This is a genomic window from Salipiger sp. ABF4_146 (genome assembly GCF_056161345.1).
Genome location: NZ_JBSWYX010000008.1, coordinates 101,126 through 126,806 on the forward strand (window position 1 = coordinate 101,126; position 25,681 = coordinate 126,806).

Sequence of the window (25,681 nt, forward strand, 5' to 3'; positions counted from 1 at the left end):
GCGCGGGAGAAAAGTGATGTTGAGGCCGTATATTCTGGCGATCCCCCTAGCCTTCGCTGGGCTGACAGGGGCCGCTTTGGCTCAGGAAGAGACCGAGAAGCCGAACATTCTCGTTATCTGGGGTGATGACATCGGCTGGTCGAACCTGTCGTCCTACGGGATGGGCACCATGGGCTACACCACGCCCAATATCGACCGCATCGCGATGGAAGGCATCCGCTTCACCGATCACTACGCGCAGCCGAGCTGTACCGCAGGCCGCGCCGCCTTCATCACCGGGCAATACCCGATCCGCTCGGGCATGACGACGGTGGGCCAGCCGGGCTCGCCGCTGGGCCTGCAGGCCGCCTCTCCGACGCTGGCTGAAGAGCTCAAGGAGATCGGCTATCGCACCGGCCATTTCGGCAAGAACCACCTCGGCGACCGCAACGAGCACCTGCCGACGGTGCATGGCTTCGACGAGTTCTTCGGCAACCTCTACCACCTCAACACCCAAGAAGAGGCCGAGCAGCGTGACTACCAACGCTTTGGCGAGGCCTTCTCAGGCTCGCTCGAGGCCTATGAAGACCAGTTCGGTACCCGCGGGGTGATCCATTCCTTCGCGTCCGAGACCGACGACCCCACCGAGCAGCCGCGCTTCGGCAAGATCGGCATGCAGACCATCGAGGACACCGGCCCGCTCACCCAGGAGCGGATGAAGATGTTCGACGAGGAAGAAGTGCTGCCGCTGGCGATCGACTTCATGTCGGCCGCGCAGGAAGCCGGAGAGCCCTTCTTCGTCTGGCTCAACACCAGCCGCATGCATCTCTACACACGGCTCAACGAGGAATGGCGCTATGCCGCCGAGGAGTACACGTCCGAGGCCGATTTCTACGGCTCCGGCATGCTGCAGCATGACCATGACATCGGCATGGTGCTCGACTGGCTCGATGAGCAGGGGCTCGCTGACAATACGATCGTTTGGTACTCGACCGATAATGGCCCCGAGCATGCCTCCTGGCCGCACGGCGGCACCTCGCCGTTCCGCGGTGAAAAGATGACCACCTATGAGGGCGGTGTACGCGTACCATCGATGGTCCGCTGGCCGGGCCAGCTCGAAGCCGGGCAAATCCTCAACGGCATCCAGGGCCACCAGGATATGTTCACCTCGCTTGCCGCTGCCGCGGGGATCGAGGACGTGGCCGCCGAGGTCATGGAAGAGAAGCAGCAGTACATCGACGGGGTGAACAACCTGCCGTACTGGATGGGCGAAGAGGAGGCCTCGCGCCGGACCCATATCTTCCACTACTACGAGAGCAAGCTGACCGCGGTGCGCATGGGGCCGTGGAAGTTCCACTTCTCGACCAAGGAAGACTATTACGCCAACCTCGTGCCGCGCACCGTTCCGCTGGTGTTCAACATCCGAATGGACCCCTTCGAGAGCTATGACACCACCGACGCCTACGGGCATCTGATGCAGAAGATCTCCTGGCTGATCCAGCCGATGAGCGTGCTGATGAACCAGCACCTGCAGTCGTTGGCGGAATACCCGCCGGTGCAGGGGGGGACCTCTTTCGACATGTCCAACGTCGTGGCGGACTTCATGGAAAAGGGCATGCAGTAAGCATGGCCCCGGTAGGGCGCAGTCACGCGCCCTACCCTCTGCGCCATCGCGCAAAGGCGGCGGCGTCAGGCGTCTTCCTCTATCATCTTGCCTTCCGCAACGTGAACGTGGCATCTGCGCAGCGGCACGGTTGCGGCGGGCCAAGCCAATTCGCGCGCGCGGCGCGCGATCGGAGCATTTGTCCACGTCAGGGCGCTTGATGCCGGCACGGGATTGGTATACTGGCGCATACAATAAGCCCGCCGCCGCTCGCCGACGCCAAATCCGACGTTTCGGTGATGCAGCTTTGCCAAACACCAGTCGCAGGAAACGTCATGAGCTTGTACACCGATTACTTGCAGGAAATCGAAACGCGCAAGGGCGAGGGGCTGCACCCCAAGCCGATTGACGATGGCGCGCTGGTCGCTGAGCTGATCGCCCAGATCGAAGACGAGTCCAACGAGCACCGCAAGGACTCGCTGGAGTTCTTCATCTACAACACCCTGCCCGGCACCACCAGCGCCGCGGGCGTGAAGGCCGCCTTCCTCAAGAAGATCATCCTTGGCGAGACGGTGGTTGCGGAAATCACCCCGGCGTTCGCTTTCGAACTGCTGTCGCACATGAAGGGCGGCCCTTCGGTCGAAGTGCTGCTGGACCTCGCGCTGGGGGACGACGCCGAGATCGCCGCGCAGGCCGCCGAAGTGCTGAAGACCCAGGTCTTCCTCTACGAAGCCGACATGGAGCGCCTTGAGGCCGCTTACAAGGCCGGCAACGCCGTCGCCAAAGATGTGCTGGAAAGCTACGCCAAGGCCGAGTTCTTCACCAAGCTTCCCGAGGTCGAGGAAGAGGTGAAGATCGTCACCTACATCGCCGCCGAAGGCGACATCTCGACCGACCTTCTGTCGCCGGGCAACCAAGCCCACTCGCGTTCGGACCGCGAACTGCACGGCAAGTGCATGATCTCGCCCGAAGCGCAGAAAGAAATTCAGGAACTGCAAGCGCAGCACCCCGACAAGCGCGTTATGCTGATCGCCGAAAAAGGCACCATGGGCGTGGGCTCGTCGCGCATGTCCGGCGTCAACAACGTGGCGCTGTGGACCGGCAAGAAAGCCAGCCCCTATGTGCCCTTCGTGAACATCGCGCCGGTCGTCGCGGGCACCAACGGCATCTCGCCGATCTTCCTGACCACCGTCGGCGTGACCGGCGGCATCGGTCTCGACCTGAAGAACTGGGTCAAGAAGGTCGACGCTGACGGCAAACCGATCCTCAACAACGACGGCAACCCGGTGCTGGAGCAGAAATACTCGGTAGCGACCGGCACCGTGCTCAAGATCGACACCAAGAACAAGAAGCTGCTCGACGAGTCCGGCAAGGAACTGGTCGACGTCTCCTCCGCCTTCACCCCGCAGAAGGTCGAGTTCATGAAGGCCGGCAGTTCCTACGCCGTGGTCTTCGGCAAGAAGCTCCAGACGTTTGCCGCAGAGACGCTCGGCGTCGAGGCGCCGCAGGTCTATGCGCCCTCGAAAGAGGTTTCGGCCGAAGGTCAGGGCCTGACCGCCGTCGAGAAAATCTTCAACCGCAACGCCGTCGGCAGCACCCCGGGCAAGACCCTGCACGCCGGTTCGGACGTCCGCGTGAAGGTCAACATCGTCGGCTCGCAGGACACCACCGGCCTGATGACCAGCCAAGAGCTGGAAGCAATGGCCGCCACGGTGATCTCGCCCACCGTCGACGGTGCCTATCAGTCCGGCTGTCACACCGCGTCGGTCTGGGACAAGAAGGCACAGGCCAACATCCCGCGCCTGATGAAGTTCATGAACGACTTCGGCCTGATCACCGCGCGTGACCCGAAAGACCAGTATCACGCGATGACCGACGTCATCCACAAGGTGCTGAACGACATCACCGTGGACGACTGGGACGTGATCATCGGCGGCGACAGCCACACCCGCATGTCCAAAGGCGTGGCCTTTGGCGCCGACAGCGGCACCGTTGCGCTGGCGCTGGCGACCGGCGAGGCGACCATGCCGATCCCCGAGTCCGTGAAGGTGAGCTTCAAGGGCAAGATGGCCGATCACATGGACTTCCGCGACGTGGTGCACGCCACGCAGGCGCAGATGCTGCAGCAGCACGGCGACAACGTCTTCCAAGGCCGCGTCATCGAAGTGCACATCGGCACCCTGCTTGCTGACCAAGCCTTCACCTTCACCGACTGGACCGCAGAGATGAAGGCCAAGGCCTCGATCTGTATCTCCAACGATGAGACGCTGATCGGCTCGCTGGAACTGGCCAAGAGCCGCATCCAGGTGATGATCGACAAGGGCATGGACAACGCCAACGGCACGCTGCAGGGCCTGATCGACAAGGCCGACAAGCGCATCGCCGAGATCCGCTCGGGCGAGAAGCCCGCGCTGGCACCTGACGCCAACGCCAAGTATTTCGCCGAGGTCGTCGTCGATCTCGACCAGATCAACGAGCCGATGATCGCCGACCCCGACGTCAACAATGCCGACCCGTCTCGCCGCTACACCCACGACACCATTCGCCCGATCTCTTACTACGGGGCCGAAAAGAAGGTGGACCTGGGCTTCGTCGGCTCGTGCATGGTGCACAAGGGCGACATGAAGATCGTCGCGCAGATGCTGAAAAACCTTGAGAAATCTCAGGGCAAGGTCGAGTTCAAGGCACCGCTGGTGGTGGCCGCACCGACCTACAACATCATCGACGAACTGAAAGAAGAAGGCGACTGGGAGATCCTGCAGAAGTACTCGGGCTTCGAGTTCGACGATCTCTTCCCGAAGAGCCAAGCGCGCACCGAGTACGAGAACATCCTCTATCTCGAGCGTCCGGGCTGCAACCTGTGCATGGGCAACCAGGAAAAGGCCGCCAAGGGCGACACCGTTCTGGCCACTTCGACCCGTCTGTTCCAAGGCCGCGTGGTCGAGGACTCCTCGGACAAGAAGGGCGAGAGCCTGCTGGCCTCGACGCCGGTGGTGGTGCTGTCGGCCATCCTTGGCCGCACGCCCAACGCGGATGAGTACAAGTCGGCCGTCGAAGGCATCGACCTGACCAAATTCGCGCCGCCGCAGGAAGTGCCCGGCACCGCGCGTTCGGTCCACTTCTGATCCCGGCATATGGATTTCTTTGGGCGCGCCTGACGTGCCCAAAGAGCTAAAACACAAGCGGCACCCCGTTCGGGCGCGCCTCGGGCAAGGGTCCTTCCCACCCGGGCGCGCCGCGTGACAGGGTGCCGTTTTGCGTTGCGCAGACCTTAGGGCGGTACGATACGCCGCTCGAGGGTGGAAATTTCACCCCCCGCAATTCCCCCACACTTCCCCCGCAGTTATCCCCGTGGACGTAACGTAAACCTCTGGACGACTCGGTTGAGAGAACGCCTCTGCGGCAGCATCCTTTGGGCTGTCGAAACCAACACATGAGGCGATCAGCATGGCCCGGATCCTTCTGCTCCTGCCAGACCACGACCAGCGCCGCGCGCTGGATCGTATTCTTTCCGAAGGTGGCCACGCCGCCTTTCAGACCGCCACCGCCGATGATGCGCGCCCGCTGATCGAAAGCGGCCAGTACGATCTGGTGATGCTGGATCCCGAACTGCCCGATCAGGATGGGTTTTCGTTCCTGCGCGATTTGCGCGCCCGCGACGATCGCCAGCCGATCGTCGTGCTGAACCGCTATGCCAAAGTGGCGACCACGCTGATCGCCAAGGGCCTTGGCGCCAGCGGCATTCTCACCATGCCGTTCACCCGCGGCGAGTTTTTCACCACCATCGACGACGCCATCGCGGCCTGAGGGCCAACCGCGTCGCAGCAAAAAGGCCCGGACCATCGGTCCGGGCCTTCTGCTGTCTGGCGCTCCCCCTATGGCTCAGCACAGAGAGAAGCCGGGCGCCCCCGCCCCAAGCCCCTCGCTGCGGCCAAGGCGTCGGTCCACCACCAGCTGCGGGATGCCCTTCGAGCAGGGCTCGACCCGCGCCTCCACCTCGAAGATGTCGCGCAGCAGGCCCGGCGTGACCACCTCGCCGGTCGGCCCGCAAGCGGCCAGCCCGCCGTCGGCAATCACCAGGCACGCATCGGTAAAGCGCAGCGCGTGGCCGAGGTCATGTTGGGCAATCATAACCAGCAGTCCCTGCTCGCGCGCAAGGCTGCGCATCAGCGTCTGCAGGCCGATCTGCCGCGACAGGTCCAGCGCCGAGGTCGGCTCGTCCATCAGCACGATCTGCGGCCGCTGCACCAGCGCCTGCGCCACGCTGACGATCTGCCGCTGCCCGCCGCTGAGATCGCCCACAGGCCGCCCGCGCAGCCGCTCCATGTCGAGCAGTGCGATCACCCTGTCGACCTCGGCATGATCCGCGCCCGACACCTGCAGCCGCCGCCCCTGCATGCGCGCCAGCAGAACCGCCTCATAGACCGACAGCGCCGGACGTGTGCCATCGTCCTGCGGCATGTAGGCGATGGGGCGCGTCACCTCGGCGCCCTCGATCCTGACCTCTCCGGCCCCCTTCAGCAGACCGAAGACGCGCTTGAACAGCGTCGATTTGCCTGCACCGTTGGGCCCCAGAAGCGAGACCACTTGCCCGCCATGCAGCCGTGGCGTGGTGATGCCGGAGAGCACCTCGCGCCCGCCGTAGGTCGCCGACAGATCGCGCAGTTCGAGGCTTACCATGCGCCGCCCCTCCGGCTGAGGATGAGGTAGAGGAAGAAGGGAATGCCGACGATCGCCGTGACGATGCCGATGGGGATCACCGTGCCGGGGATCGCCATCTTCGACAGCACCGAGCCCGCCGACAGCATCAGCGCGCCCGAGAGCGCCGCCCCCGGCAACAGGAAGCGCTGATCCTCCCCCACGAGCATACGCGCGATATGCGGCCCCACGAGGCCGACAAAACCGATGGTGCCAACGAAAGACACCGAGATCGCGGCCAGCAGGCTGACGATCATCAGCACCTCGAGCCGCACCCGCCCCGGGCGCACGCCCATGCTCTCGGCCTTGGCGTCACCGAGCCGCATCGCGGTCAGCGCCCAGCCCCGGCGTGCCAACAGCGGCAGCGAGAGCGCCAGCGCGGCGCAGGCGATGCCCAGCTTGGGCCAAGTCGCCTTGGTCAGGCTGCCCATGGTCCAGAACACCACCGCCGCCACCGCCTGCTGGCTGGCAAAGAACTGGATCAGCGACATCAGCGCGTTAAAGATGAAGACCAGCGCGATACCCAGCAGGATGATCGTCTCGCTGGTCACCCCGCGCCGCAGGCTGAGCGCGTAGATCGCCAACGCGGTCAGCATCGCCATCAGGAAGGCGTTGACCGGAATGATGTAGTCGACAGCAAAGGGAAACAGCGCCACGCCGAAGGCCAGCGCCAGCGCCGCGCCAAAACCCGCGCCCGCCGAGATGCCCAGCGTGAAGGGGCTGGCGAGCGGGTTGTTGAGGATGCTCTGCATCTGGGTGCCGGCGACCGACAGGCTTGCCCCTACGACCAGCGCCATCAGCGCGACCGGCATGCGGATATCCCAGACGATCACCCTTAGGCGTTCATCCACGGCGCCGGGCGTCACCAGCGTGCGCGCCACCTCGGTCAGCGAATAGCGCGCCGGGCCAAGCGCGAGATCGGCGCAGAAGACCAGGACCAGCGCCAAGCCGAGCGCCAGCAGGATCAGCTGCCTGCGAAGCACGAGGGCGCGATAGAAATCGCGCCCTGTGTTCGATCCGGTTGCAGATCCGATATCACTCATCGCTCAGCGAGACCCAGTAGCCGGGCTTGTAGTCCACCGGCAGGAAGCGCGCGTGCAGCTCCTTCAACGTCGCCTCGGGGTCGAGATCGGCAAAGATCTCGGGGTGCAGCCATGTGGCGATCTTCTGCACGGCGACAAAGTAGTAAGGGTTGTCGTAGAACTGGTGCCAGATGGCATGGAACTCGCCGGTCTCGACCGCGCCGATGCCGGTCATCGCGGTGCGCTCGGTCAGCGCCTCGAGCTTGCTCCGCGCCACATCCATGTCCGAGCCCGGCCCCATGCCGACCCAGTTGCCGCCGGGCACATAGGCGTCCCACTGGCCGCCTGTGACGATCACCTGATCGGGGTTGGCGGCGATGATCTGCTCGGGGTTCAATGTGCCGAAGGTCGAGGGCAGGATGTCGCCCGCGATATTGGTGCCGCCCGCGATCTCGACGTAGTCGCCGAAATTGCCGGGGCCAAAGGTCATGCAGCAATCGTCCGAATAGCCGCCGGCACGATCGACAAAGACCTTGGGCCGCTCGATCTCGGCCTCTGCCAGAGTATCGGTCACCCGCGCCATCTGCGCCTCGACGAAGTCGATGTAGTCTTCGGCCTGCTCTTCCTTGCCGGTCACCTTGCCCATGATGCGCATGGACTCGACGCTGTGCGCCATCGGGTCTTCACGGAAATCCACATAAGCGATCGAGATACCCAGCTTGGCCAGCTTGTCGTCGTAGCCCGCGTCTTCGGTCGCCGCTTTGGATTCCAGATTCATCAGCACCAGCTGCGGCTGCAGCGCGGCGGCCTGCTCGACATCGAAGGTGCCGTCCTTGAAGCCGCCGAAGGTGGGCAGGTCCTTCAGGTGCGGAAACTTCTCGGCGTAGATGTGATAGCTGTCGGGGTCCGCCTGCAGCAAATCCTTGCGCCAGCCGACGACCCTCTCGAACGGGTCCTCGCGGTCGAGAATGCCCAGCAGGTAGATCTGCCGACCCTCGCCGAGGATGATCCGCTCGACCGGCGCGTCGACGGTGACGTCGCGCCCCGCGATGTCGGTGAAGGTGACAGGATCGGCCAGCGCGGCCCCGGCATAGATCGAGAGGATCAGGGCGGCGCTACCAGCAAGGCGGTGCATCATCGGAACATCCAATCAGGAAAGAGCAGTTGCGGCTGGCCTAGTAATTACGACTATATCAGTCAAGTTTAATTCCCAAGCATAATTGTCGAGATTACGCCAGGGAAGGCCAACACATGCTGTCGCCGCCTGCGCACCTCAAGAAATGGTGCCGGCAGGCCCACGGCGGACCCTCGGGCTCCGGATGCCATGCACAGAGGCAAGGCTCTTACCGAACCCAGATTCATGCCTTTGTGATAAGCGCTTAGACGCCGACTCTCACGTCACATGTTGCCGAAATGTTCTGCCAGGATTAGTATCAGGGAAAACAACGCACCGAGGCGGCAGCGAATGAGAAAAGAATACGAAACGATCCTAGGCGCCGTGACCTTTCTGGCGCTGCTTTGTACCGGCTATGCCTACTATGCCCTCGACACCTCGGTGGCCACGACGCGGGCGCTGCCGATCATCGCGCTTGGCTACCTCGCGGTGCTGGTCATCGTGTTCAAGGGACTCGGCCTCGGGCTGACGCCCGCCAAACGGCGCGAACTGACCCGACATGTGGGGCTGCACTCTGCCGCCCTGTCGCGCAATCTGCGGCTGGCGGTGAAGAAGAACGACTACAATCGGGTGATCGCCGACGAGCGGCACGACATGGTTCTCGAATTCCTCGACAGCATCGATCTGTCCTTCGATTACCATCGGATCGAGCCCGCCGTGGTTGACTACGTACTGACCGAGATCGAGCGGATCGAGAGCGAAGCGCGCGATGGTGGGTTCGACGCAGAGGATTACCCCACAGACCCGGCGGAGTTCGAACATTGGTGCGCCGCACAGTTGCGCCACTTTGGCTGGGACGCGGATGTAACCAAACGCGGCTATGATCAGGGCATCGACATTGTCGCGCGCAAGGGCGCTTTGGTCATCGGGCTGCAGGTCAAGCTTTACAATTCACCGGTCGGCAACAAGGCCATCCAAGAAGCGTTCACCGGCAAGAATTACTATGGGCTGGCCGGTGCCGGGGTGCTCGCCACGGCGGGGTTCACCGCAAGCGCACGGCGGCTCGCGGCCACCACCGGCGTTCTGCTGCTAAGCCCGCACGACCTGCCGACCATCGACCGCGAGTTCGGCGTGGAGAGCTTCACCGAAGCGTGGGCGATGTAAGGCCCCTGGGGCAGCGCGCCGCCTGATCAGTGTGCCACGGGCCGACGCTTTGACACGCTCTCAAACCTCATCGGCACCCACGCACTCACTGATGTGTTCAGCGCGGCCGGCCGATCGGTTGGCCGCGACAGCTAATGTCACGGAACAGCCTAAGGGCAGCTGTCGCGTTTCCGCGCCACGCGCGGAACTTCGCGCATTTGCCTTGTTTGCTTGGCCGAAAGCCGCCTCTGCAGTAAGATGCGATCAACCAAGAGGCGCAAGCGCGCGCCCGGATCGACCAGAGGTTCAAAGCAGTGAGAAATGTCAAAGGCCTAGCCGCAGGGACCCTTCTGGCCGTCGCCGCCATCGTGGCGACAGGCTACGGCGTGTTGACGAATCAAGAGCCCGAGCACGTCGCATTGGCGGACAGCAGCCCCGCACCAGCCGTCTCCGTGCAGGCCGCGCCCCCCTCGCCCGAGGTCGCCCCGGCCCAGCTGTCTCGCGCCCCGGCGTCCGACACCTCTGCCCAGCGTGGCTCTTCGGAAGACCGTCTGCGCGAACTGGTGCAGCAGAGCACCGGCACAGTCTGCGAAACGCCGAACGGCTCGTGCACCGTCTCCCCGCGCCCGATCAACTCGCCCTGCAAATGCGGGCGCTATGTCGGTCAGGTCGTCCGCTGATCCGCAGGCTTTAACGTCCGCCCACCCTTGGCACCGGCGCCGCGCCGCTGCTTTGCGGGTAGTGGCCCATCTCGTCGCAGACCCGGACCAAGGCGGTATCGCGGCCCTCGCTGGTCCAGACCCAGACGCGCTCGACCCCCGGCACCGGCTCTTCCGGCAGTCGGAAGCTCGCAAGAATGCCGCGCATGTCGGGCATCACCTCGATCCGCTGCGCCTTTGCTCCGCCCAAGGTGACGACCGTGGAGCGCCACAGGCGCTCGCCCGGCACCACCAGATCGACAAGGTAATAGGGGTCCTGCGCCGCGCCGGGCTCTGCCGCCTCGGCGGACACCTTCGACCAGCGGACGCATTCGGCACGCTGGCCGCCTTCCTCCTCCGGCAGAACCGCCTCGTCCAAGGCTTCGACGTTGATCTGCGGCCCGAGGATCTTACTGCGCCCGATCACGATACTGTCGAGCGCGGTGTAATCGGGCGGCACTTTCAAGGTGATCGTTCCGGTCTCGTACCCTTTCATCAGAAACTGGATCCGGTCTTCGAACGCCATGCCCTCGTAGCTTTGCGAAAGGGGCGCGGTGCCCTCTTCGGGCCCGCCCGCCGCTGCGACGGGCTCTCCGGCAACAATCCTCTCCCAGAACTCCTCTTCCAGCCCCGGCAGCAGCGCAGAGCGATCCGACGGCACCTTGTCGAGGTCGAGGAACCCCTTCCAGACCTTCAGGCTGATCTCATCCATGTAGGCCGGCATCGAAATCAGCACCAACTGCGAGGCCATCATCGGCTCTTTCGGACCCTCCTTGACCACGGTCCAGCCAAAATCGAAATGCTTGCGGCGCTGCGCTTCGGGCTGGGCCGACCGGCTTTGACCCGAGGCGAAATTGATCACCCGCGGCACCGCCTCGATGGTCCGGCGGCTGCTGCCCCGCTCGAACCCGGCGCTGCCCGATACCCCCGACGCCCCACCGTCGAGGCCAAGCGACTGATGCTCGCTGACCTCGCGCACAACACCGGTGACGTCGCCGCGCGGAAACGCCGCGTAGGTGTAGCTTTCGACCTCCGCCATCCGGCGAAAAAACTCGTAGGCGCCAAGCCGCAGCCGCAGCGACCGTCCGGCAACGCATTCGTTCACGGTGACGGGCGGATCGCCCGGCTCGACAAGCTCGTTGTACAGTTGCTCAAGCGAGTCCCTGCCCGACCCTGTCGCGAGAAAGCTGCTGCCGTCCTGCTCCAAGCGGCACAAGACCCGCTGCGAGACATTCTCGGCGGTGCGCCCGATGACCGATAACGCCTCTGGCGTGAGGCTGTTCTTGATCTCCTCGATCAACGCCGCATCAGCCTCGATCCCCTGTTCGAGCCAGACGTTGAACCCCGGACAAAAGGCAGGTTCGCAGGCCAGAGGCTCCAATCCGCTTGCCGCCAGAAAGGCGGGATCTAGCGGCGCGCCCGAGCCTTCCACCGCCTGCTGCGCCGTCACCAACAGGTTCACGCTGCTGCCGCCGAACGACATGTCGACATCGTAGGGGCACAGCCCCGGCTCATAGGCCCCGCGGAAGATCGTCTTGGCATCGAGAAACAGCCCCCAGACCCCGGGCACGCCGCCGCTGGTGAAGGGAATGTCCGCCTGTTCGCGTTCAAGGAAGTCCCGCAAAGACAGTGTGCTCTCCGAGCCATGCTCGCAGGCCGCGCTTGCATTGCCGCGCACCTGCTCGCGCAGCCTCTCGGCCGTCTTGGCGCCGAAATGCGGCGCGCGGGTGATGAAATTCAACGCGTCATCCACCTCTTCGACCTGCGCGAAGAGAGTCTCGATGCGATCGCTCGCCCAATCTCCGAGCACCGGCCTTCCGTCCGGCCCACGCTCGCACATGGGGGCGTCAAGCTGGTCCCGCACCTCCTGAACGTTCGCATCGCGGCAGATGCGCTCTTCGTCGCCGCGGTATTCCGTCAACCGCCGCTCAAGGCTCAGAAGCCACCCTGCAAAGTAATCGTCGATCTGTTCAAGGATCTCGATCTCGTCGCCGGTAAACCTCCACGGCCTGCGCTCGCTATGAACATCATCCGCCGCCGCGTTTTCTCGGGCCACCTGCTCGTAGCGCATGAAATGCCGCAGGAAATCCTCGGGCGCGCGCCTTGCATCCCCGTCCCCCTGCGCCGGCGTACGGCTTAGGTTGAACAGCCGGTCGAGCGGGTTCTGCTCCATCCGCACCACGACCGTGGGGTTGAGATAGGCCTCCGAGCCGGGCAGGATCGACGTGTCAAACTTCAGCCCGAAGACGGTGTTGCCGCTCAGATCGTGGCGATCATCAAGGGCGTTTTCCAAGATCAACTGGCGGATCTTGTCACGCGCCTCGGATTGCAATTGGAACCGCGCATCGAAGGGCACCTTCAGCAACTCCTTCAACGCGGTGTCAGAGATCATCGCACCGGCCTCCGGTGACGCATCGCCGCTTTTCTTGCCGCTGTCGCCGGCACTGCCCGCTGCCAAGCTCAGCACCGCGCGCCGCATGTCCGCCTGCGCCTCTTCGATCCAACCGGCGTTGGGATCGTCGATCTCTTCGAGCCGCTCACGCAGCCACGCGTCCTGCAGGTACCGATCATTCACCAGACGCTGGCGGGTATAGACCTCGGGACTTTCCACATAGATCAGCCCCGACACCCCCGGACGATCAGGATCGCCGCGCAAAGATTGCGCGATGTCCGAGCGCGCGTTCTGGTAGCGCTGGGTGAGCAGCGGAGCGAGGTAAGAGCCCAAGACGAACAGCACGCAAAGTACAGCGACCGTGGCGACCACAACGAGCAGTGCGCGAAAGACTTTCGCACCGTGAAACACAGTCGCGCTCCATGCGCAAAGCCAAGTCCAAAGTCCGCCGGGCACGGCTGTCTCCTCGCGAATGATCCCAATCCAAACCCCGGCGCAGCGCCTGTCCGCGCCTAGGCCGCTGCCTCGGCCTCCAGCTCGGCCACGAAATTGCGATGCCCCGGCGCGTCCTCCGCCACTACGGCCGTGGCCTCCGGCGCGGGCGCGGGCTTGCGGTCGAGGTTCTGGCGCAGCATTTCCTGGGTGCGGTCCTGCTGGGTGCGCCCGACGTCGAGTAGCGCCTGATTGAACTCCTCGATCTGCTCATCCTTATTCTTCGAACCTCGGGAACTGCCGAACTCGAAGGCAAAAGCGTCGCTGAACATCTTCAACAGCGCCCCGGCGATGGTGGTGAGCAGCGCGATCAAAGAGGCGCGCGCGGTGTTGTTCTCCGTCTCGATCAAACCCAAGGCAACCACCGCCGCGATGCAGGCCAGCAGGCCGCCGACGACCATCTTCAGCATCATGTCGGCCCGGGCCTGCCCACGGGCGTTCTGGCTTTCGCGGGCGGCGCGACGGTCTTCCAGTTCGAGGCGGTAGACGTCGCGCTCGATCTCCATCATCGCGATGGTAAAGCGCCGCTCGGCCTCGGGATCGCTGCCCAGTTTCGCAATGATCTCGTCGACGCTGGCATCAACCGGCAGCCCAACGACCCCGGCGGCGGTGCCGACGACCTTTTCGGCAAACTCCCCGGCGCGGCTGCCGCTGAGTTTGCCCAGCAGGATCGGAGAGAACCGCCCGGCGATCAGCCGGGCGGCGGTGAGAAGCGTGGCGGTGGCAACCATGGCTCAGGCCTCCACTATGGCATCGAAGTCGGGCACGTCGAGTTCCAGCCGGTCGAGCAACGCCTTGCTCACCCGGCCATCCACTGGCATCCCCTCGCGCTCCTGAAAGATGCGGATCGCCGCGCGGGTCTGGTCGCCGATCCAACCATCAACCACGAGCCCGGAGTCGATCGCCACATTGAGCGCTGCCTGAAGCTGCATGGTATCTCCGCGCTCGAGATTGACCTGCCCGCCGGTGCGCTCTTCGTCGATCATCGCCCGCGCCTTGGTGAATTCCGCTGCCAGCTTGATGTGATACTTGTTGGCCCGGTAACCGGGGCCGTTGTAGGCCCGCGCAAACTCGCTCCAGTTTTCGCTGCGCAGCTTCTCGGCGAGGCTGTTGTGTTCGATGAAACGCACAAAGGCGGCAAGCTGCTGCGGCTCCCCCAGAGACATCGCGTTGACGAAGTCGACCACCGTATCAAAACCGACCAGATCGTGGTTAAAGCCCATGATTTGGAACAGCCCCCAAGAGGCTGATTTCAAAGCCGGTTCGCTATCGCCGCGGTTCACCCGGATCGCTTTGACCAGACGGTCATACTCGCCGCGCCCGCCCTTGTAATGCGTCCGTGTCCATTTCCGATACGAGATATCAGGGTGCTCTCGGTCGTATTTTCGTTTGGTCAAGCGGCTGAAATAATGCCCCTCGAAAAGAATACAGGGCCGGTCGGTTCCGGAAATGAAGCCGTTTTGTCGCGCCTCAACGGCCTTTACGGCTTTGATCACCGCAACATTCACTCCCAGCTGATTTGCGGCGGAAATTTCATCCGACCGCGTCAAATGCCTTATCGGAAACATGTGCTCCTCCCGTGGAGGGGGAATAGGCTTCATCCAATCCCGAAAGTGTGCCTCAGAACGCGATTTTGGTCAACTTTTACTCACACTTGAGCCAGCGCCCTGGCCGCAAGAGACACGCCGCCTGAGGTTGAAGCCTCTGAGCCCTTTGAAATTGGCCGAAGAAAAAAGAGAGATGAATATAAAAATCAGCTACTTGAGATAAAGCCTTCACGCAGAAATCTAGGCGCCAAAAAATATCAGCGATATCGAGCCACCTAAAAATGTGTCTTTTTAAGGGCAGTGCGTCTCGTGAGACATGCACTTTTTTGAAATAGGTGCATCGCTACGAACATTCGTCGACTTGAAAAACGCGGACTTCTCTTTCGCCAGGTGCCCGGGCTGCAGCGCCATCCACAGCGCGTCAACGGCACAGCGCAAGGAACGGGGCAAGCGCGACATCAGCACCAGATCGCTCAAATCAACTCGGGCGCGGGGAACTCCATTAGGCAGCCAATCGCCGCCATGGCATAGTTTGCCAGAGGATTTTCAGCACGCGGATTTTGCCATGGCCAATCTGATCGTCTGTTGCGACGGCACCTGGAACACCCCGACCCAAAGAGAAGACGGCAGGCCCTCTCCCACGAATGTGGTCAAGATCCACTCGGCACTGGCGCCGCTGGACACCGATGGCGCGCCGCAAAAAACCTACTACCGGCCCGGGGTCGGCAGTTCGGGCGGGCTCTGGACACGGCTGAAAGGCGGCGGCTTGGGTGTCGGCCTCGATGACGATATCAAGAGCGCCTACCACTGGCTGTGCGAGAACTACCTGCCATCGGACAGGATATTCCTCTTTGGCTTTTCCCGCGGCGCCTTTGCGGTGCGCAGCCTTGCCGGGGTGATCGGCAAATGCGGTCTGCTGGCTTTTCCCGACGATCAGATCGCCGAGGCCGAGAAATGGCGCCGGGTGGATGCGGCCTACAAAGCCTATCGCACGCTCGCCCCCGGACAGAAATGGAGCGACACCGCCTTCGAGCGGATCGCCGACGTCAAAATCGGCTTTCTGGGCGTGTGGGACACGGTGGGAGCGCTGGGGATCCCCGATGAGTTCCTGATCAACGTGCTCGACAACCGCAAGAGGTTCGAGTTCCACGACACAGAGCTTGGCCCGCAGGTCGCCGTCGCCCGCCATGCGATCGCCGTTGATGAACGCCGCCGCAGCTTTGCCCCGACGCTCTGGACCAGCCATGATCCCGGCGAAAGCGATATGGTGCAGACGTGGTTCTCCGGCGCGCACGGCGACATCGGCGGCGGCTATGCCGATAGCGCGCTCGGTGACATCACCCTGAAGTGGATGATCGAAGAGGCGCAGGCCCATGGCGCGACCTTCCGCGCCTCGGCCTTCGACCAGCTTTCCGGAGACCCGCTGGGCCAGTTGCACGAGTCCGCCAAACGTTCGCTCTACACCTATCTCAAGACCCGGCCGCGCAGCGTGCCCAACATCGACAGCGCCGACGGCGACGTGCACGACAGCGTCCGGCAGCGTCAAGCGACGCCGCCGCTGGTACAGCCGCGCTACTGGGAAACCCGCAGCCTGCAGCCGGGAGAGACGGAGACGTTCAACGTCTACGCCCGCGAGCAGTGGAACCACAGCGGTCTCTACTTGCGGGCGGGTGTCAGCTACGAGTTCAAGGCCAGCGGTGAATGGCTCGACGGCTCGATCAAATGCAGCCCCGACGGCGCGCCCGAAGGGTTCCATCTGGCCTATGCGCTGGTCTCGCCCTTCGACTGGTACCAGCGCCGCCGCCGCGCCAAGACCAAGAACCCCAATGCCACCATTCCGCTTGCCCGCCGCGAGCAAGACCTGCCGTGGTTCTGCCTCGTCGGGGTGATCGCCAGCGGCACCGGAGTACATGCAGAAACCAAGGAGCTTTGCCCGCACGAGGTCTTCCAGATCGGCACGCAGGCCCGCATCACCCCGAAAACCAGCGGCTATCTCTACTGCTTCGCCAACGACGTCTGGTACGCCTACGCCAACAACAAAGGGAAGGTGCGCCTGTCGATTTCCGCCTGAGCGCCCTGCATGGTTCGCTTTATATCGGCGCGTCCCGGCCAGACGGGCGCCTTTGACAGTCGAAATACCGGAAGTCTACGTCTTGCGACGCCGCCGAAACCTCCGGCCGGACCCTTCATTGTCGGAGGTTCAAAAGCCTGACTGGATCTCACACTTCACTGCGGTGCCGAGCGCCGGAAGGTGCCCGAGGTTCAACCAAGCCCAAACAGCCTGGCAAAGCAGCCGCGATGCCCGTCCTATCCGGCAAGCCACGCCTGCGCCTGCGCCATCTCGTCGGCTCGGAAGTGGCGCGCGTCGAGACCGAAGGCGCGCTTGCCGATCTGCACCGCCATGTCCTGCCAGCCCGCGTCGCCGACAATCGCCGCGCGGTGCACGCGGGCCGCGTGGCCGCGGACCAGAAAGAAGTGATCGCGCAGCGCGTCGAGCCCCTGCCAGCCGTCGAAATCGCGCAGGTCGATCAGCAGCCGCACCGTCTCGTGCTCGGCAAAGAAACTGTCAAGATCGCCGATAGCCGCCTCATAGGCCGCGCCATCAACCTTGCCGCGCAGGCGCACCTGTAGCGTCCCGCCTCCGAGATCCTCTTGCTGGATAGTGCCAAGGCTCTCGCGCAGCCAGCGCCGGGCCGCGTCCGCCTCCTGCATCTCGAAGGTGGCGACCGGACAGGGCATGAAGACCGAGAATCCTCCGACCGTCCGGCGCAGCATCTTGTCGTCCGAGACCAACGCGATGCGGTCGAACCCGCGCCAGTGCTTCAGCCCGGTTCGCGCGTCCTGAAACAAGGCCCCCAGCGTGAAATCCGACGCGCGCGCCTCGACGGTGGCGAGCAGCCGCAGCCGGTTGCCCGTGGTCAGCGCCGCGTCGAGCGCGGGCATCAGCGTATCGCGATAATCGGCATCGGTGATCGGCGGGGTCATCCGCATTTCAAGGATACCGTGCTCGGCGGTGTCGTGAACTTCGATCATGGCGCGATCCTCCCGCTTGAAGTATGCGCCAAGACCGCTTTTGCGCAAAGTCCTGTCCGGCCAGTCCTGCCTGCCTGCGCTGAGCTTCCGGCGGCAAAAGGCTGTAACGCTTCAGGATTTGATGCGGCGCAAAGTGTCGCCCCGCGAATCCGCCTAGGCTGCGGCAAGAATGTCCCTGCGAGGACCACAGCATGACGGCACAGAAGATCGCCCCGATCGGTCAGGTCGTCGCCATCCGCGGCGCGGTGGTGGACGTGCGCTTTGACGGTGGGGCCTTGCCTAAGATCGACGAGGCTCTGGTGGTGCCCCGCCCCGATGGCGCGGATGTCACCCTCGAGGTGCAGGCGCATCTCGACACCGCCACGCTGCGCAGCATCGCGCTGCAAGACACCACCGGCCTGCGGCGCGGCGCGCCCGCAACCGCAGTCGGCGGACCACTTGAAGTGCCGGTCGGCGAAGCGGTGCTCGGGCGTCTGCTGGATGTCACAGGCGGCATTGGCGACGCCGGAGAGGCACTTCCTACCGACGTGCCACGCCGCCCCGTCCACCGTCCGCCGCCGCCCTTCCGCGCCAGCTTGGGGACGCCACAGCTGTTCCACACCGGGATCAAGGTCTTCGACCTGCTGACGCCGCTGGCGCAGGGCAGCAAGGCGGCGATGTTCGGCGGTGCGGGGGTGGGCAAGACCGTGCTGGTGATGGAACTGATCCACGCCATGGTCGCCAGCTACAAGGGCATCTCGGTCTTCTCTGGCGTCGGCGAGCGCTCGCGCGAGGGACACGAGCTTTTGGTCGAGATGACCCATGCGGGCGTGCTCGACCGCACCGTGCTGGTCTATGGTCAGATGAACGAGCCGCCGGGCGCGCGCTGGCGGGTGCCACTGACCGCGCTGACCATCGCCGAGCATTTCCGTGACGAGGCGCAGCGCAACGTGCTGCTGCTGATGGACAACGTGTTTCGCTTCGTGCAGGCCGGGGCAGAGGTTTCGGGGCTTCTGGGCCGCCTGCCCTCGCGGGTGGGCTATCAACCGACGCTGGGCACCGAGGTGGCCGAGCTTCAGGAGCGCATCGCCTCGTCTGGCCGCGCCTCGGTCACGGCGGTCGAGGCGGTCTATGTGCCCGCAGATGATTTCACCGACCCGGCGGTGACCGCCATCGCCTCGCATGTGGACAGCATGGTGGTGCTGTCGCGCGCCATGGCCGCCGATGGCATGTATCCGGCGATCGACCCGGTGGCCTCCTCGTCGATCCTGCTCGACCCGCTGATCCTTGGCGAAGACCACGTGCGCACCGCCAATGAAGTGCGCCGGGCGATCGAGCATTACCGCGGCCTGCAGGACGTGATCTCGCTGCTCGGTATGGAGGAACTGGGCCGCGAGGACCGGCAGATCGTCGAACGCGCGCGCCGCCTGCAGCGCTTTCTTACCCAGCCCTTCACCGTGACCGAGGCCTTCACCGGCATCCCCGGCCGCTCGGTGCCGATCGAAGAGACCATCGCCGGCTGCAAGGCGATCCTCGACGGCGCCTGCGACGATTGGGACGAGGGCGCGCTCTACATGGTCGGCACGCTGGACGAGGCGCGCGAGAAACAGGCCGCGGCGATGGGTGCGACATGAGCGGGCTCCATCTCACCATCACCACGCCGATGAGCGTTCTGGTCGACCAGACCGGCGTCACCTCGGTGCGCGCCGAAGACCGCAGCGGCGCTTTTGGCATACTACCGGGGCATACCGAGTTCATGACCGTGCTGCCCGCCTCGGTGCTGCGCTGGCGCACGGCGCGGGGCGCGCTGCGCTTCTGCGCCCTGCGCAGCGGTTTGTTGACGGTGGAGAACGGCACCGCCGTGGCCGTGGCATGCCGTGAAGGCGTGCTCGGAGGCGACCTGCACGCGCTCGAAGCCGAGGTGGAGGCGCTGCGCGCCGCCGAGGCAGACGCCGACCGGCGCGAGCGGGTCGAGCAGATGCGCCTGCATGCCAGCGCGGTGCGCCAGTTGATGCAATACCTGCGCCCCGGACGGCCCGGCGGTCCGGCTCCGGGGCCCTTCGCAGCCGACGCAGGCGGAGACGGGCGATGAGCGAAGAGCACAAGAGCCACATCGCCGACGCCGCCCGCCGCTCGGCAGAACGCCACCGGCTCGGCGAGGAGACGCCCGAGCCGTCGCTCGGCGCGCGGCTGGGGCAGATCGGCATACTGGGTTGGGCGGTGGTGGTGCCGACGCTGCTGGGCGTGGTGCTGGGCCGCGCCGCCGACCGGGTCTTCGACACCGGCGTCTTCTTCACCGCCCCGGCGATCATGATTGGCGCGGCGATCGGCTTTCACGCCGCATGGAAATGGATGCACAAGCAATGACCCTTCTCGATGCGCCCTACCCGCTCGCTGCCCTCGCGCTCTGCCTTGGTTTCGCGCTTGGATGGGGGCATTTCGCCAGCCTGCAACGTGTGACCGCGCTCTACCTCGAAGGTGGCTCGGCGTGGCGCGCCCTCGCCCTGCAACTCGGCCGCCTCGCGCTGCTTTCAGCGCTTTTGATCGGGCTGGCGCTGCTGGGCGCGCTGCCGCTGCTGGCGGGCACGCTGGGGCTGCTGCTGGCGCGGCAGGCGGTGCTGCGCCGGGTTCGAAAGGCGCCATGATGGACAGCCCGCTTTCCCTCGAGCCGCTGTTCTACGTCGGGCCGGTGCCGATCACCGAACCGGTGCTGGTGACATGGGCGATCCTCGTGCTGCTGGCGCTTGGCTGTCGCCTCGCCACCCGCCATCTGTCGTTGACGCCGGGCCGGGTGCAGACCGTGCTGGAACTCTTCGTCGGCACCGTCGACGCGCAGATCAAAGACACCATGCAGCGCGACCCGCGCCGCTACCGCGCGCTGATCGGGACGATCTTTCTGTTCGTGCTTGTCGCCAACTGGTCCGCGCTGCTGCCCGGCGTTGAGCCGCCCACCGCGCGGCTCGAGACCGACGCCGCGCTGGCGCTGATCGTCTTCGCCGCGACCGTCTGGTACGGCATCGCGGCGCAGGGGCTGAAAGGCTATCTCGCCACCTTCGCCGAACCGTCGTGGGTGATGATCCCGCTCAATGTCGTCGAGCAGATCACCCGCACGTTCTCGCTGATCGTGCGCCTCTTCGGCAATGTCATGAGCGGCGTTTTCGTCATCGGCATCATCCTCACGCTCGCCGGGCTGCTGGTGCCGATCCCGCTGATGGCGCTCGATCTGCTGACCGGTGCCGTGCAGGCCTACATCTTCGCCGTGCTGGCCACCGTCTTCATCGGTGCCGCGGTCGGCGAACACGCCCCCTCTTCCGTGTCCGCAAAGGAGCCCCGCCCATGACCGCAAACCTTGTCGAGATCGTCAGCATCCTTGCCGCTGCACTGGCCGTGTCCTTCGGCGCGATCGGCCCGGCGCTGGCCGAAGGCCGCGCCGTTGCCGCCGCCATGGATGCCATCGCCCGCCAGCCCGAGGCGGCGGGCACGCTCAGCCGCACGCTTTTTGTCGGCCTCGCGATGATCGAGACCATGGCGATCTACACGCTGGTGGTCGCGCTGCTGCTGCTCTTCGCCAACCCCTTCGTCTGAGGCGGGACCTGCGATGAGCTTCGACTGGTGGACATTGGGTCTGCAGACGATCAACCTTCTGGTTCTGCTGTGGATCCTGTCGCACTTCCTGTTCAAGCCGGTGTCGAAGATCCTCGCGCAGCGGCAGGCGGCGGCGACGGGGGCGCTGGATCAGGCCCGCGCCGCGCGGGCCGAAGCCGAGGCCGCGCTTGCCGATCTCCGGGCCAGCGACGCCGCCATGGCAGAGCGGCGCGCCGCGTTTCTGAAGACGGCACAGGACGAGGCCGACCGCGCCAAGCGCGACCTGATCGACGCAGCCCGCAAAGACGCCGAAGCGTTGCGTGCCGAGGCACAGGCCGACGCACAGCGCAGCCGCGCCGACGCCGAGCGCGCGATGCAGGACGAGGCGGCGGGCCTTGCCGTCGACATCTCGCAACGGCTGCTGGAACGGCTACCCCAGCGGCTGCGCGTGACCGGCTTCATCGATGGGCTGGCCGAGGCGGTGGCGGACCTGCCCGAGCAGACGCGGGCGGGCCTCGGCGTCGAAGGGCCGGTGCCGGTGCGCTGCGCAGCCGCACTGAGCGAAGACGAACGCGAGGGGCTCAAGACCCGGCTCGCCGAAGTTCTGGGCCGCCCGATCGACATTACCGTGACGGAAGACCCGGCGCTGATCGCGGGGCTGGAACTGGATGCCCCGCACGCCATCGTCCGCAACCATTTCCGCGCCGACCTCGCGCGCATCCGGCAGGAGTTGCTGAAACATGACTGAGGAACCTGCCTCTGCCGACTGGCTGCGCCGGGGCCGCGCCGCGCTCGCCCGCACCCCGCTGGCGCCCGAGGCCGAACCGATTGGCAGAGTGATTTCGGTCGCGGATGGGATCGCGCGGGTCTCCGGCCTTCCCGATGCCCCACTCGGTGCCCTGCTGCGGTTCGAGGGCGGACAGGAGGGCTTTGCCCAGACCCTGGACGCGGCGGAGATCGACGCGGTGCTCTTTGACGACGTGACCGGGATTGCGGCGGGCAGCAAGGTCACCGACACCGGAGAAGTGGTCCGAGTGCCGGTCGGCGAGACGCTGCTGGGCCGCATCGTCGACCCGCTCGGGCGCCCCATCGACGGCGGCGCGGCACTGCAGCCCGCGGACAGGCTGCCCATCGAACGCCCCGCTCCCAGCATCATCGCGCGTGACTTGGTGTCCGAGCCGCTGATGACCGGGGTGCTGGTGGTGGACAGCCTGTTCGCCATCGGGCGCGGCCAACGCGAACTGATCGTCGGCGACCGCGCCACCGGCAAGACCGCGCTGGCGGTGGAAGCGATCATCAACCAGAAGCACACGGAGGTCATCTGCATCTACGTCGCCGTCGGCCAGCGCGCGACGGCGGTGGAGCGAGTCATCGCCGCGGTGCGCGCGCATGGCGCGCCCGAGCGCTGCGTCTTTGTCGTCGGCCACGCCGGCAGCGCGCCGGGGTTGCAGTGGATCGCGCCTTTCGCCGGGATGACCATGGCCGAGCAGTTCCGCGATGCGGGCCACGACGTGCTGATTGTCATCGACGACCTCACCCGCCATGCCGCCACCCATCGCGAACTGGCCCTGCTGACCCGCGAGCCGCCGGGCCGCGAGGCCTATCCGGGCGATATATTCTACCTCCACGCGCGGCTTCTGGAACGCGCCGCCAAGCTGCCGCGCGAGGTCGGCGGTTCGATCACCGCCCTGCCGATCGCCGAGACCGACGCGGGCAACCTGTCGGCCTATATCCCGACCAACCTGATCTCGATCACCGATGGGCAGATCGTGCTCGACTCGCATCTCTTCGCGGCCAATCAGCGTCCGGCGGTGGATGTGGGCCTGTCGGTCAGCCGGGTTGGCGGCAAGGCGCAGGCCCCGGCGCTGCGCGCGGTGTCGGGGCGACTTCGGCTGGATTACGCACAGTTTCAAGAGCTTGAAATGTTCACCCGCTTCGGCGGCATCTCCAGCACCCGCGTGACGGCACAGATCGCCCGCGGCGAACGCATTCGCGCGCTGCTCACCCAGCCGCGCTACGCCGGGCTGCGGCTGGCCGATCAGGTGGCACTGCTGGCGGCTCTGGCCGAGGGCGTGCTCGACAAGATGCCCACCGAGCGCCTGCCAGACCTGCGGCGGCAATTGCCCGGGCGGCTGGATACGCAGGGCTCCGAGGCGGTGGCCGCGCTGCAGGCGGATGGAACGCTGGCCGAGCAGCATCGCGCGGCGCTGGTGGCGCTGGTGGCCGCACTTGCGCAGGAGATCACCGGAGGCGCCACAGCCGAGGAAACCGGCGGATGAGCGGCACGCTTGCGGATATCGAAGAGCGCATCGGCACGGTGCACAAGCTTGCGGCGGTGATCGCGGCGATGCGTGGGATCGCAGCGTCGCGGCTGCGCGACGCGCACGCGCATGTCGACGCGATCCGGCTTTATGCCGACACCATCGGCGAGGCCATCGGCCATGCCCTGACCTTCCCGATGCCGCCACAGGCCGCCAGTGGATCGACCGCCCCCGGCGGCGAGGTGCTGATCGTGCTCTGCGCCGAGCAGGGGTTCGCGGGCAGCTTCTCGGCGCGCGTGCTTGCGGCGGCACAGGCGGCGTTGCAGACCGGCGGCGGGGCGCCCTATCCCGACGTGCTGCTTCTGGGCGACCGAGGGCTGCTGCTGGCGCCGGAGTACGGCATCGCGCCAAGCTGGAGCGCGCCAATGATCGCGCACCCCGCACGCACCGCGCATCTGGCCGGGCGCATCGCCGAGGAGGTGTTCCAGCGCATCGCGGGCGGACGCGCGCGCGCCGTGACGATCCTGCACGCCGCCCCCGGCGGCACCGAGGGCTTCGATGTGCTGCACCGGCGGCTTGTCCCCTTCGACTACGCGCGCTTTCCGCCGCCCCAATCCAGCCTGCCGCCGCGCCTGACCCTGCCGCCTGAGCAATTGCTGGCCCGGCTGGTCGAGGAATACGTCTTTGCCGAGATCAGCGAAGCCATGATGCTGTCTTTCGCCGCCGAGAACGAGGCGCGGATGCGCGCGATGATCGCCGCCCATGACAATGTCAGCGCCTCTCTGGATACGCTGGCCGGACAGGCGCGGCGGCTGCGGCAGGACGCGATCACCGAGGAAATCATGGAGCTTGCGACCGGCAGCCTGTCGGCGCGCTGAGCGCAGGAGGACGCAGCATGACCAAGACCGGCCCCGCAAAGCCCGATCCCGCCCCGGATCCGCAGCGGCATGTCGAATTGCCCGGCTGCGCCCCCAAGCCCGCCGAAGAAGATCGCCGCGCGCCCGATCTGATCAGCACCATCATGTCCAGCCCCAGCTATCGCGAGGGCGACCGCGATGTCGATTTTCTCGACCGTGACGACATGCGCGGGGTGCGGTTGCTGCTGGATTACCAAAAGCCCGAGGCGCTGTTGCAGGCGCATGGGATCGCTCATGCCATCGTGGTCTTTGGCGCCACCCGCATTCCCGAACCCGCCCGCGCGGCCGCTGAGGTCAGCGCCCGGCACGCCGCGCTGGCACAGCGCCCCGACGATCCCGCGCTGGCGCAGGCGCTGGCCATCGCGCAAAGGGTGGCCGAGAAAAGCCGCTATTACGATGTGGCGCGCGCCTTCGGGCGGATCGTCGGAGAGCAGGAGGGACGCCACGGCAACCGGCTGGTGGTGGTCACTGGCGGCGGCCCCGGCATCATGGAGGCGGCCAACCGCGGCAGCCACGACGCCGGGGCGCGGACCGTGGGGCTCAACATCACGCTGCCGCACGAGCAGGTTCCCAATCCCTATCTCACGCCGGGCCTGTGCTTTCGGTTTCACTACTTCGCCCTGCGCAAGCTGCATTTCCTCAAACGCGCCCGCGCGCTGGTGGTGTTCCCCGGCGGCTTTGGCACGATGGACGAGCTTTTCGAGACGCTGACGCTGATCCAGACGCGGAAGATCCCGCCGGTGCCCGTGGTGCTGGTCGGCGAGCGCTATTGGCGGCGCGCCTTCGATGCGGATTTCCTTGTCGACGAGGGCGTGATCGATCCCGAGGATCGCGAGCTATTCTGGTACGCCGAAGACGCAGAGGAAATCTGGGACGACATCCAGCGCTGGTACCAGCGGGCCGGACGGGACATTACCGTGCCGCCGCCCGAGCCCCCTTGCGACCGCTGAAGGTCTGCCCCGGTCCCACCGCCAGCCCCGCCGCAGCTCCGGAGATGACGAGGTTCTGTGCAAATAAGCGTCGATCGTTCGCAAAGACGGCAAAGCCCAGAAGGGTCGCGGCAATCGCGCAGGCAGCGAGGCATAAGATCAGGTTCAACCGCGGCAGAAGCGGGATCGTCCGGGCAAGGAATGCATTCGGCACGGCAGGTTTTGAAACACCTCAGGGAATAACATGCGGCCTTCCACCTGTTTCCGCAGCTGTTCCGGGGACAAGGCG

At 65.4% G+C, this 25,681-nt stretch carries 23 protein-coding genes; 16 read left to right on the top strand and 7 right to left on the bottom strand.

The window, feature by feature from the left end:
• Positions 1-16 precede the first annotated feature (16 nt).
• The 3 genes from ACXAJT_RS13200 to ACXAJT_RS13210 all read left to right on the top strand — a co-directional run bounded on the left by ACXAJT_RS13200 (position 17) and on the right by ACXAJT_RS13210 (position 5,389).
• A complete protein-coding gene (locus ACXAJT_RS13200) occupies positions 17-1,603 on the top strand; it encodes an arylsulfatase (RefSeq protein WP_475235962.1) in 1,587 nt (528 codons plus the stop codon).
• A 314-nt stretch (positions 1,604-1,917) separates the two neighbouring features.
• Positions 1,918-4,707 carry a bifunctional aconitate hydratase 2/2-methylisocitrate dehydratase gene (locus tag ACXAJT_RS13205; RefSeq protein WP_475235963.1) on the top strand — a complete coding sequence of 930 codons (2,790 nt, stop codon included), beginning with the start codon at positions 1,918-1,920 and terminating at the stop codon, positions 4,705-4,707.
• 322 nt (positions 4,708-5,029) lie between these two features.
• Entirely contained in the window at positions 5,030-5,389 is a 360-nt protein-coding gene (locus ACXAJT_RS13210) for a response regulator (RefSeq protein WP_475235964.1), read from the top strand.
• Between the two features lie 75 nt (positions 5,390-5,464).
• Here the strand turns inward: ACXAJT_RS13210 and ACXAJT_RS13215 are convergent, their stop codons facing one another.
• The 3 genes from ACXAJT_RS13215 to ACXAJT_RS13225 are packed head-to-tail and all read right to left on the bottom strand — an operon-like array spanning position 5,465 to position 8,440.
• Positions 5,465-6,262 carry an ABC transporter ATP-binding protein gene (locus ACXAJT_RS13215; protein ID WP_475235965.1) on the bottom strand — a complete coding sequence of 266 codons (798 nt, stop codon included), beginning with the start codon at positions 6,260-6,262 and terminating at the stop codon, positions 5,465-5,467.
• A complete protein-coding gene (locus tag ACXAJT_RS13220; RefSeq protein WP_475235966.1) occupies positions 6,256-7,323 on the bottom strand; it encodes a FecCD family ABC transporter permease in 1,068 nt (355 codons plus the stop codon). Before ACXAJT_RS13220 ends, ACXAJT_RS13215 begins: the two co-directional genes overlap by 7 nt.
• Entirely contained in the window at positions 7,316-8,440 is a 1,125-nt protein-coding gene (locus ACXAJT_RS13225; protein ID WP_475235967.1) for an ABC transporter substrate-binding protein, read from the bottom strand. Before ACXAJT_RS13225 ends, ACXAJT_RS13220 begins: the two co-directional genes overlap by 8 nt.
• 327 nt (positions 8,441-8,767) lie before the next feature.
• On the opposite strand from ACXAJT_RS13225, the gene ACXAJT_RS13230 reads away from it, so the two are divergent.
• Positions 8,768-9,580 carry a restriction endonuclease gene (locus tag ACXAJT_RS13230; protein ID WP_475235969.1) on the top strand — a complete coding sequence of 271 codons (813 nt, stop codon included), beginning with the start codon at positions 8,768-8,770 and terminating at the stop codon, positions 9,578-9,580.
• A gap of 293 nt (positions 9,581-9,873) precedes the next feature.
• Entirely contained in the window at positions 9,874-10,239 is a 366-nt protein-coding gene (locus ACXAJT_RS13235) for a hypothetical protein (protein WP_475235971.1), read from the top strand.
• A gap of 10 nt (positions 10,240-10,249) precedes the next feature.
• Here the strand turns inward: ACXAJT_RS13235 and ACXAJT_RS13240 are convergent, their stop codons facing one another.
• The 3 genes from ACXAJT_RS13240 to ACXAJT_RS13250 are packed head-to-tail and all read right to left on the bottom strand — an operon-like array spanning position 10,250 to position 14,709.
• Positions 10,250-13,105 carry a hypothetical protein gene (locus ACXAJT_RS13240; protein WP_475235972.1) on the bottom strand — a complete coding sequence of 952 codons (2,856 nt, stop codon included), beginning with the start codon at positions 13,103-13,105 and terminating at the stop codon, positions 10,250-10,252.
• Positions 13,106-13,161: 56 nt separating this feature from the next.
• Positions 13,162-13,872, bottom strand: a complete 711-nt coding sequence (locus tag ACXAJT_RS13245) for a hypothetical protein (RefSeq protein ID WP_475235974.1) — start codon at positions 13,870-13,872, stop codon at positions 13,162-13,164.
• A 3-nt stretch (positions 13,873-13,875) separates the two neighbouring features.
• Positions 13,876-14,709, bottom strand: a complete 834-nt coding sequence (locus ACXAJT_RS13250) for an N-acetylmuramidase domain-containing protein (RefSeq protein WP_475235977.1) — start codon at positions 14,707-14,709, stop codon at positions 13,876-13,878.
• A 544-nt stretch (positions 14,710-15,253) separates the two neighbouring features.
• Between ACXAJT_RS13250 and ACXAJT_RS13255 the strand changes: the two genes are divergently transcribed.
• Entirely contained in the window at positions 15,254-16,759 is a 1,506-nt protein-coding gene (locus ACXAJT_RS13255; protein ID WP_475235979.1) for a DUF2235 domain-containing protein, read from the top strand.
• 236 nt (positions 16,760-16,995) lie between these two features.
• Here ACXAJT_RS13255 and ACXAJT_RS13260 read toward each other — a convergent pair whose 3' ends face one another.
• Positions 16,996-17,721 carry a SpoIIAA family protein gene (locus ACXAJT_RS13260; protein ID WP_475235982.1) on the bottom strand — a complete coding sequence of 242 codons (726 nt, stop codon included), beginning with the start codon at positions 17,719-17,721 and terminating at the stop codon, positions 16,996-16,998.
• Between the two features lie 191 nt (positions 17,722-17,912).
• Here ACXAJT_RS13260 and atpD point away from each other — a divergent pair, with 191 nt between their 5' ends.
• The 10 genes from atpD to ACXAJT_RS13310 are packed head-to-tail and all read left to right on the top strand — an operon-like array spanning position 17,913 to position 25,413.
• Positions 17,913-19,334, top strand: coding sequence for a F0F1 ATP synthase subunit beta (gene atpD / locus ACXAJT_RS13265; RefSeq protein ID WP_475235984.1), 1,422 nt, complete (start codon positions 17,913-17,915; stop codon positions 19,332-19,334).
• Positions 19,331-19,792: a F0F1 ATP synthase subunit epsilon gene (locus tag ACXAJT_RS13270; RefSeq protein ID WP_475235986.1), complete on the top strand. Its 462-nt coding sequence runs from the start codon at positions 19,331-19,333 to the stop codon at positions 19,790-19,792. The genes atpD and ACXAJT_RS13270 overlap by 4 nt, the downstream gene beginning before the upstream one ends.
• Positions 19,789-20,067 carry an AtpZ/AtpI family protein gene (locus ACXAJT_RS13275; RefSeq protein ID WP_475235988.1) on the top strand — a complete coding sequence of 93 codons (279 nt, stop codon included), beginning with the start codon at positions 19,789-19,791 and terminating at the stop codon, positions 20,065-20,067. Before ACXAJT_RS13270 ends, ACXAJT_RS13275 begins: the two co-directional genes overlap by 4 nt.
• Entirely contained in the window at positions 20,064-20,345 is a 282-nt protein-coding gene (locus ACXAJT_RS13280) for an N-ATPase subunit AtpR (protein WP_475235990.1), read from the top strand. The genes ACXAJT_RS13275 and ACXAJT_RS13280 overlap by 4 nt, the downstream gene beginning before the upstream one ends.
• Positions 20,342-21,040: a F0F1 ATP synthase subunit A gene (locus tag ACXAJT_RS13285; protein ID WP_475235992.1), complete on the top strand. Its 699-nt coding sequence runs from the start codon at positions 20,342-20,344 to the stop codon at positions 21,038-21,040. The genes ACXAJT_RS13280 and ACXAJT_RS13285 overlap by 4 nt, the downstream gene beginning before the upstream one ends.
• Positions 21,037-21,285: a F0F1 ATP synthase subunit C gene (locus tag ACXAJT_RS13290; protein WP_226623606.1), complete on the top strand. Its 249-nt coding sequence runs from the start codon at positions 21,037-21,039 to the stop codon at positions 21,283-21,285. The genes ACXAJT_RS13285 and ACXAJT_RS13290 overlap by 4 nt, the downstream gene beginning before the upstream one ends.
• Positions 21,286-21,298: 13 nt before the next feature.
• On the top strand, positions 21,299-22,033 hold the full coding sequence (locus tag ACXAJT_RS13295; protein ID WP_475235994.1) for a F0F1 ATP synthase subunit delta: 735 nt from the start codon (positions 21,299-21,301) through the stop codon (positions 22,031-22,033).
• Entirely contained in the window at positions 22,026-23,564 is a 1,539-nt protein-coding gene (locus ACXAJT_RS13300) for a F0F1 ATP synthase subunit alpha (protein WP_475235996.1), read from the top strand. The genes ACXAJT_RS13295 and ACXAJT_RS13300 overlap by 8 nt, the downstream gene beginning before the upstream one ends.
• Positions 23,561-24,424: a F0F1 ATP synthase subunit gamma gene (locus ACXAJT_RS13305; protein WP_475235998.1), complete on the top strand. Its 864-nt coding sequence runs from the start codon at positions 23,561-23,563 to the stop codon at positions 24,422-24,424. Before ACXAJT_RS13300 ends, ACXAJT_RS13305 begins: the two co-directional genes overlap by 4 nt.
• Positions 24,425-24,441: 17 nt before the next feature.
• Positions 24,442-25,413, top strand: a complete 972-nt coding sequence (locus ACXAJT_RS13310) for an LOG family protein (protein ID WP_475236000.1) — start codon at positions 24,442-24,444, stop codon at positions 25,411-25,413.
• The last annotated feature ends 268 nt before the right edge of the window (positions 25,414-25,681 follow it).

Coding starts and splice junctions, on each gene's coding strand:
- ACXAJT_RS13255 (WP_475235979.1), top strand. CDS start 15,254: ATGGCCAATCTGATCGTCTGTTGCGACGGCACCTGGAACACCCCGACC.
- ACXAJT_RS13220 (WP_475235966.1), bottom strand. CDS start 7,323: ATGAGTGATATCGGATCTGCAACCGGATCGAACACAGGGCGCGATTTC.
- ACXAJT_RS13280 (WP_475235990.1), top strand. CDS start 20,064: ATGACCCTTCTCGATGCGCCCTACCCGCTCGCTGCCCTCGCGCTCTGC.
- ACXAJT_RS13230 (WP_475235969.1), top strand. CDS start 8,768: ATGAGAAAAGAATACGAAACGATCCTAGGCGCCGTGACCTTTCTGGCG.
- ACXAJT_RS13250 (WP_475235977.1), bottom strand. CDS start 14,709: ATGTTTCCGATAAGGCATTTGACGCGGTCGGATGAAATTTCCGCCGCA.
- ACXAJT_RS13310 (WP_475236000.1), top strand. CDS start 24,442: ATGACCAAGACCGGCCCCGCAAAGCCCGATCCCGCCCCGGATCCGCAG.
- ACXAJT_RS13200 (WP_475235962.1), top strand. CDS start 17: ATGTTGAGGCCGTATATTCTGGCGATCCCCCTAGCCTTCGCTGGGCTG.
- atpD (WP_475235984.1), top strand. CDS start 17,913: ATGACGGCACAGAAGATCGCCCCGATCGGTCAGGTCGTCGCCATCCGC.
- ACXAJT_RS13225 (WP_475235967.1), bottom strand. CDS start 8,440: ATGATGCACCGCCTTGCTGGTAGCGCCGCCCTGATCCTCTCGATCTAT.
- ACXAJT_RS13210 (WP_475235964.1), top strand. CDS start 5,030: ATGGCCCGGATCCTTCTGCTCCTGCCAGACCACGACCAGCGCCGCGCG.
- ACXAJT_RS13205 (WP_475235963.1), top strand. CDS start 1,918: ATGAGCTTGTACACCGATTACTTGCAGGAAATCGAAACGCGCAAGGGC.
- ACXAJT_RS13275 (WP_475235988.1), top strand. CDS start 19,789: ATGAGCGAAGAGCACAAGAGCCACATCGCCGACGCCGCCCGCCGCTCG.
- ACXAJT_RS13215 (WP_475235965.1), bottom strand. CDS start 6,262: ATGGTAAGCCTCGAACTGCGCGATCTGTCGGCGACCTACGGCGGGCGC.
- ACXAJT_RS13305 (WP_475235998.1), top strand. CDS start 23,561: ATGAGCGGCACGCTTGCGGATATCGAAGAGCGCATCGGCACGGTGCAC.
- ACXAJT_RS13245 (WP_475235974.1), bottom strand. CDS start 13,872: ATGGTTGCCACCGCCACGCTTCTCACCGCCGCCCGGCTGATCGCCGGG.
- ACXAJT_RS13270 (WP_475235986.1), top strand. CDS start 19,331: ATGAGCGGGCTCCATCTCACCATCACCACGCCGATGAGCGTTCTGGTC.
- ACXAJT_RS13260 (WP_475235982.1), bottom strand. CDS start 17,721: ATGATCGAAGTTCACGACACCGCCGAGCACGGTATCCTTGAAATGCGG.
- ACXAJT_RS13300 (WP_475235996.1), top strand. CDS start 22,026: ATGACTGAGGAACCTGCCTCTGCCGACTGGCTGCGCCGGGGCCGCGCC.
- ACXAJT_RS13285 (WP_475235992.1), top strand. CDS start 20,342: ATGATGGACAGCCCGCTTTCCCTCGAGCCGCTGTTCTACGTCGGGCCG.
- ACXAJT_RS13295 (WP_475235994.1), top strand. CDS start 21,299: ATGAGCTTCGACTGGTGGACATTGGGTCTGCAGACGATCAACCTTCTG.
- ACXAJT_RS13290 (WP_226623606.1), top strand. CDS start 21,037: ATGACCGCAAACCTTGTCGAGATCGTCAGCATCCTTGCCGCTGCACTG.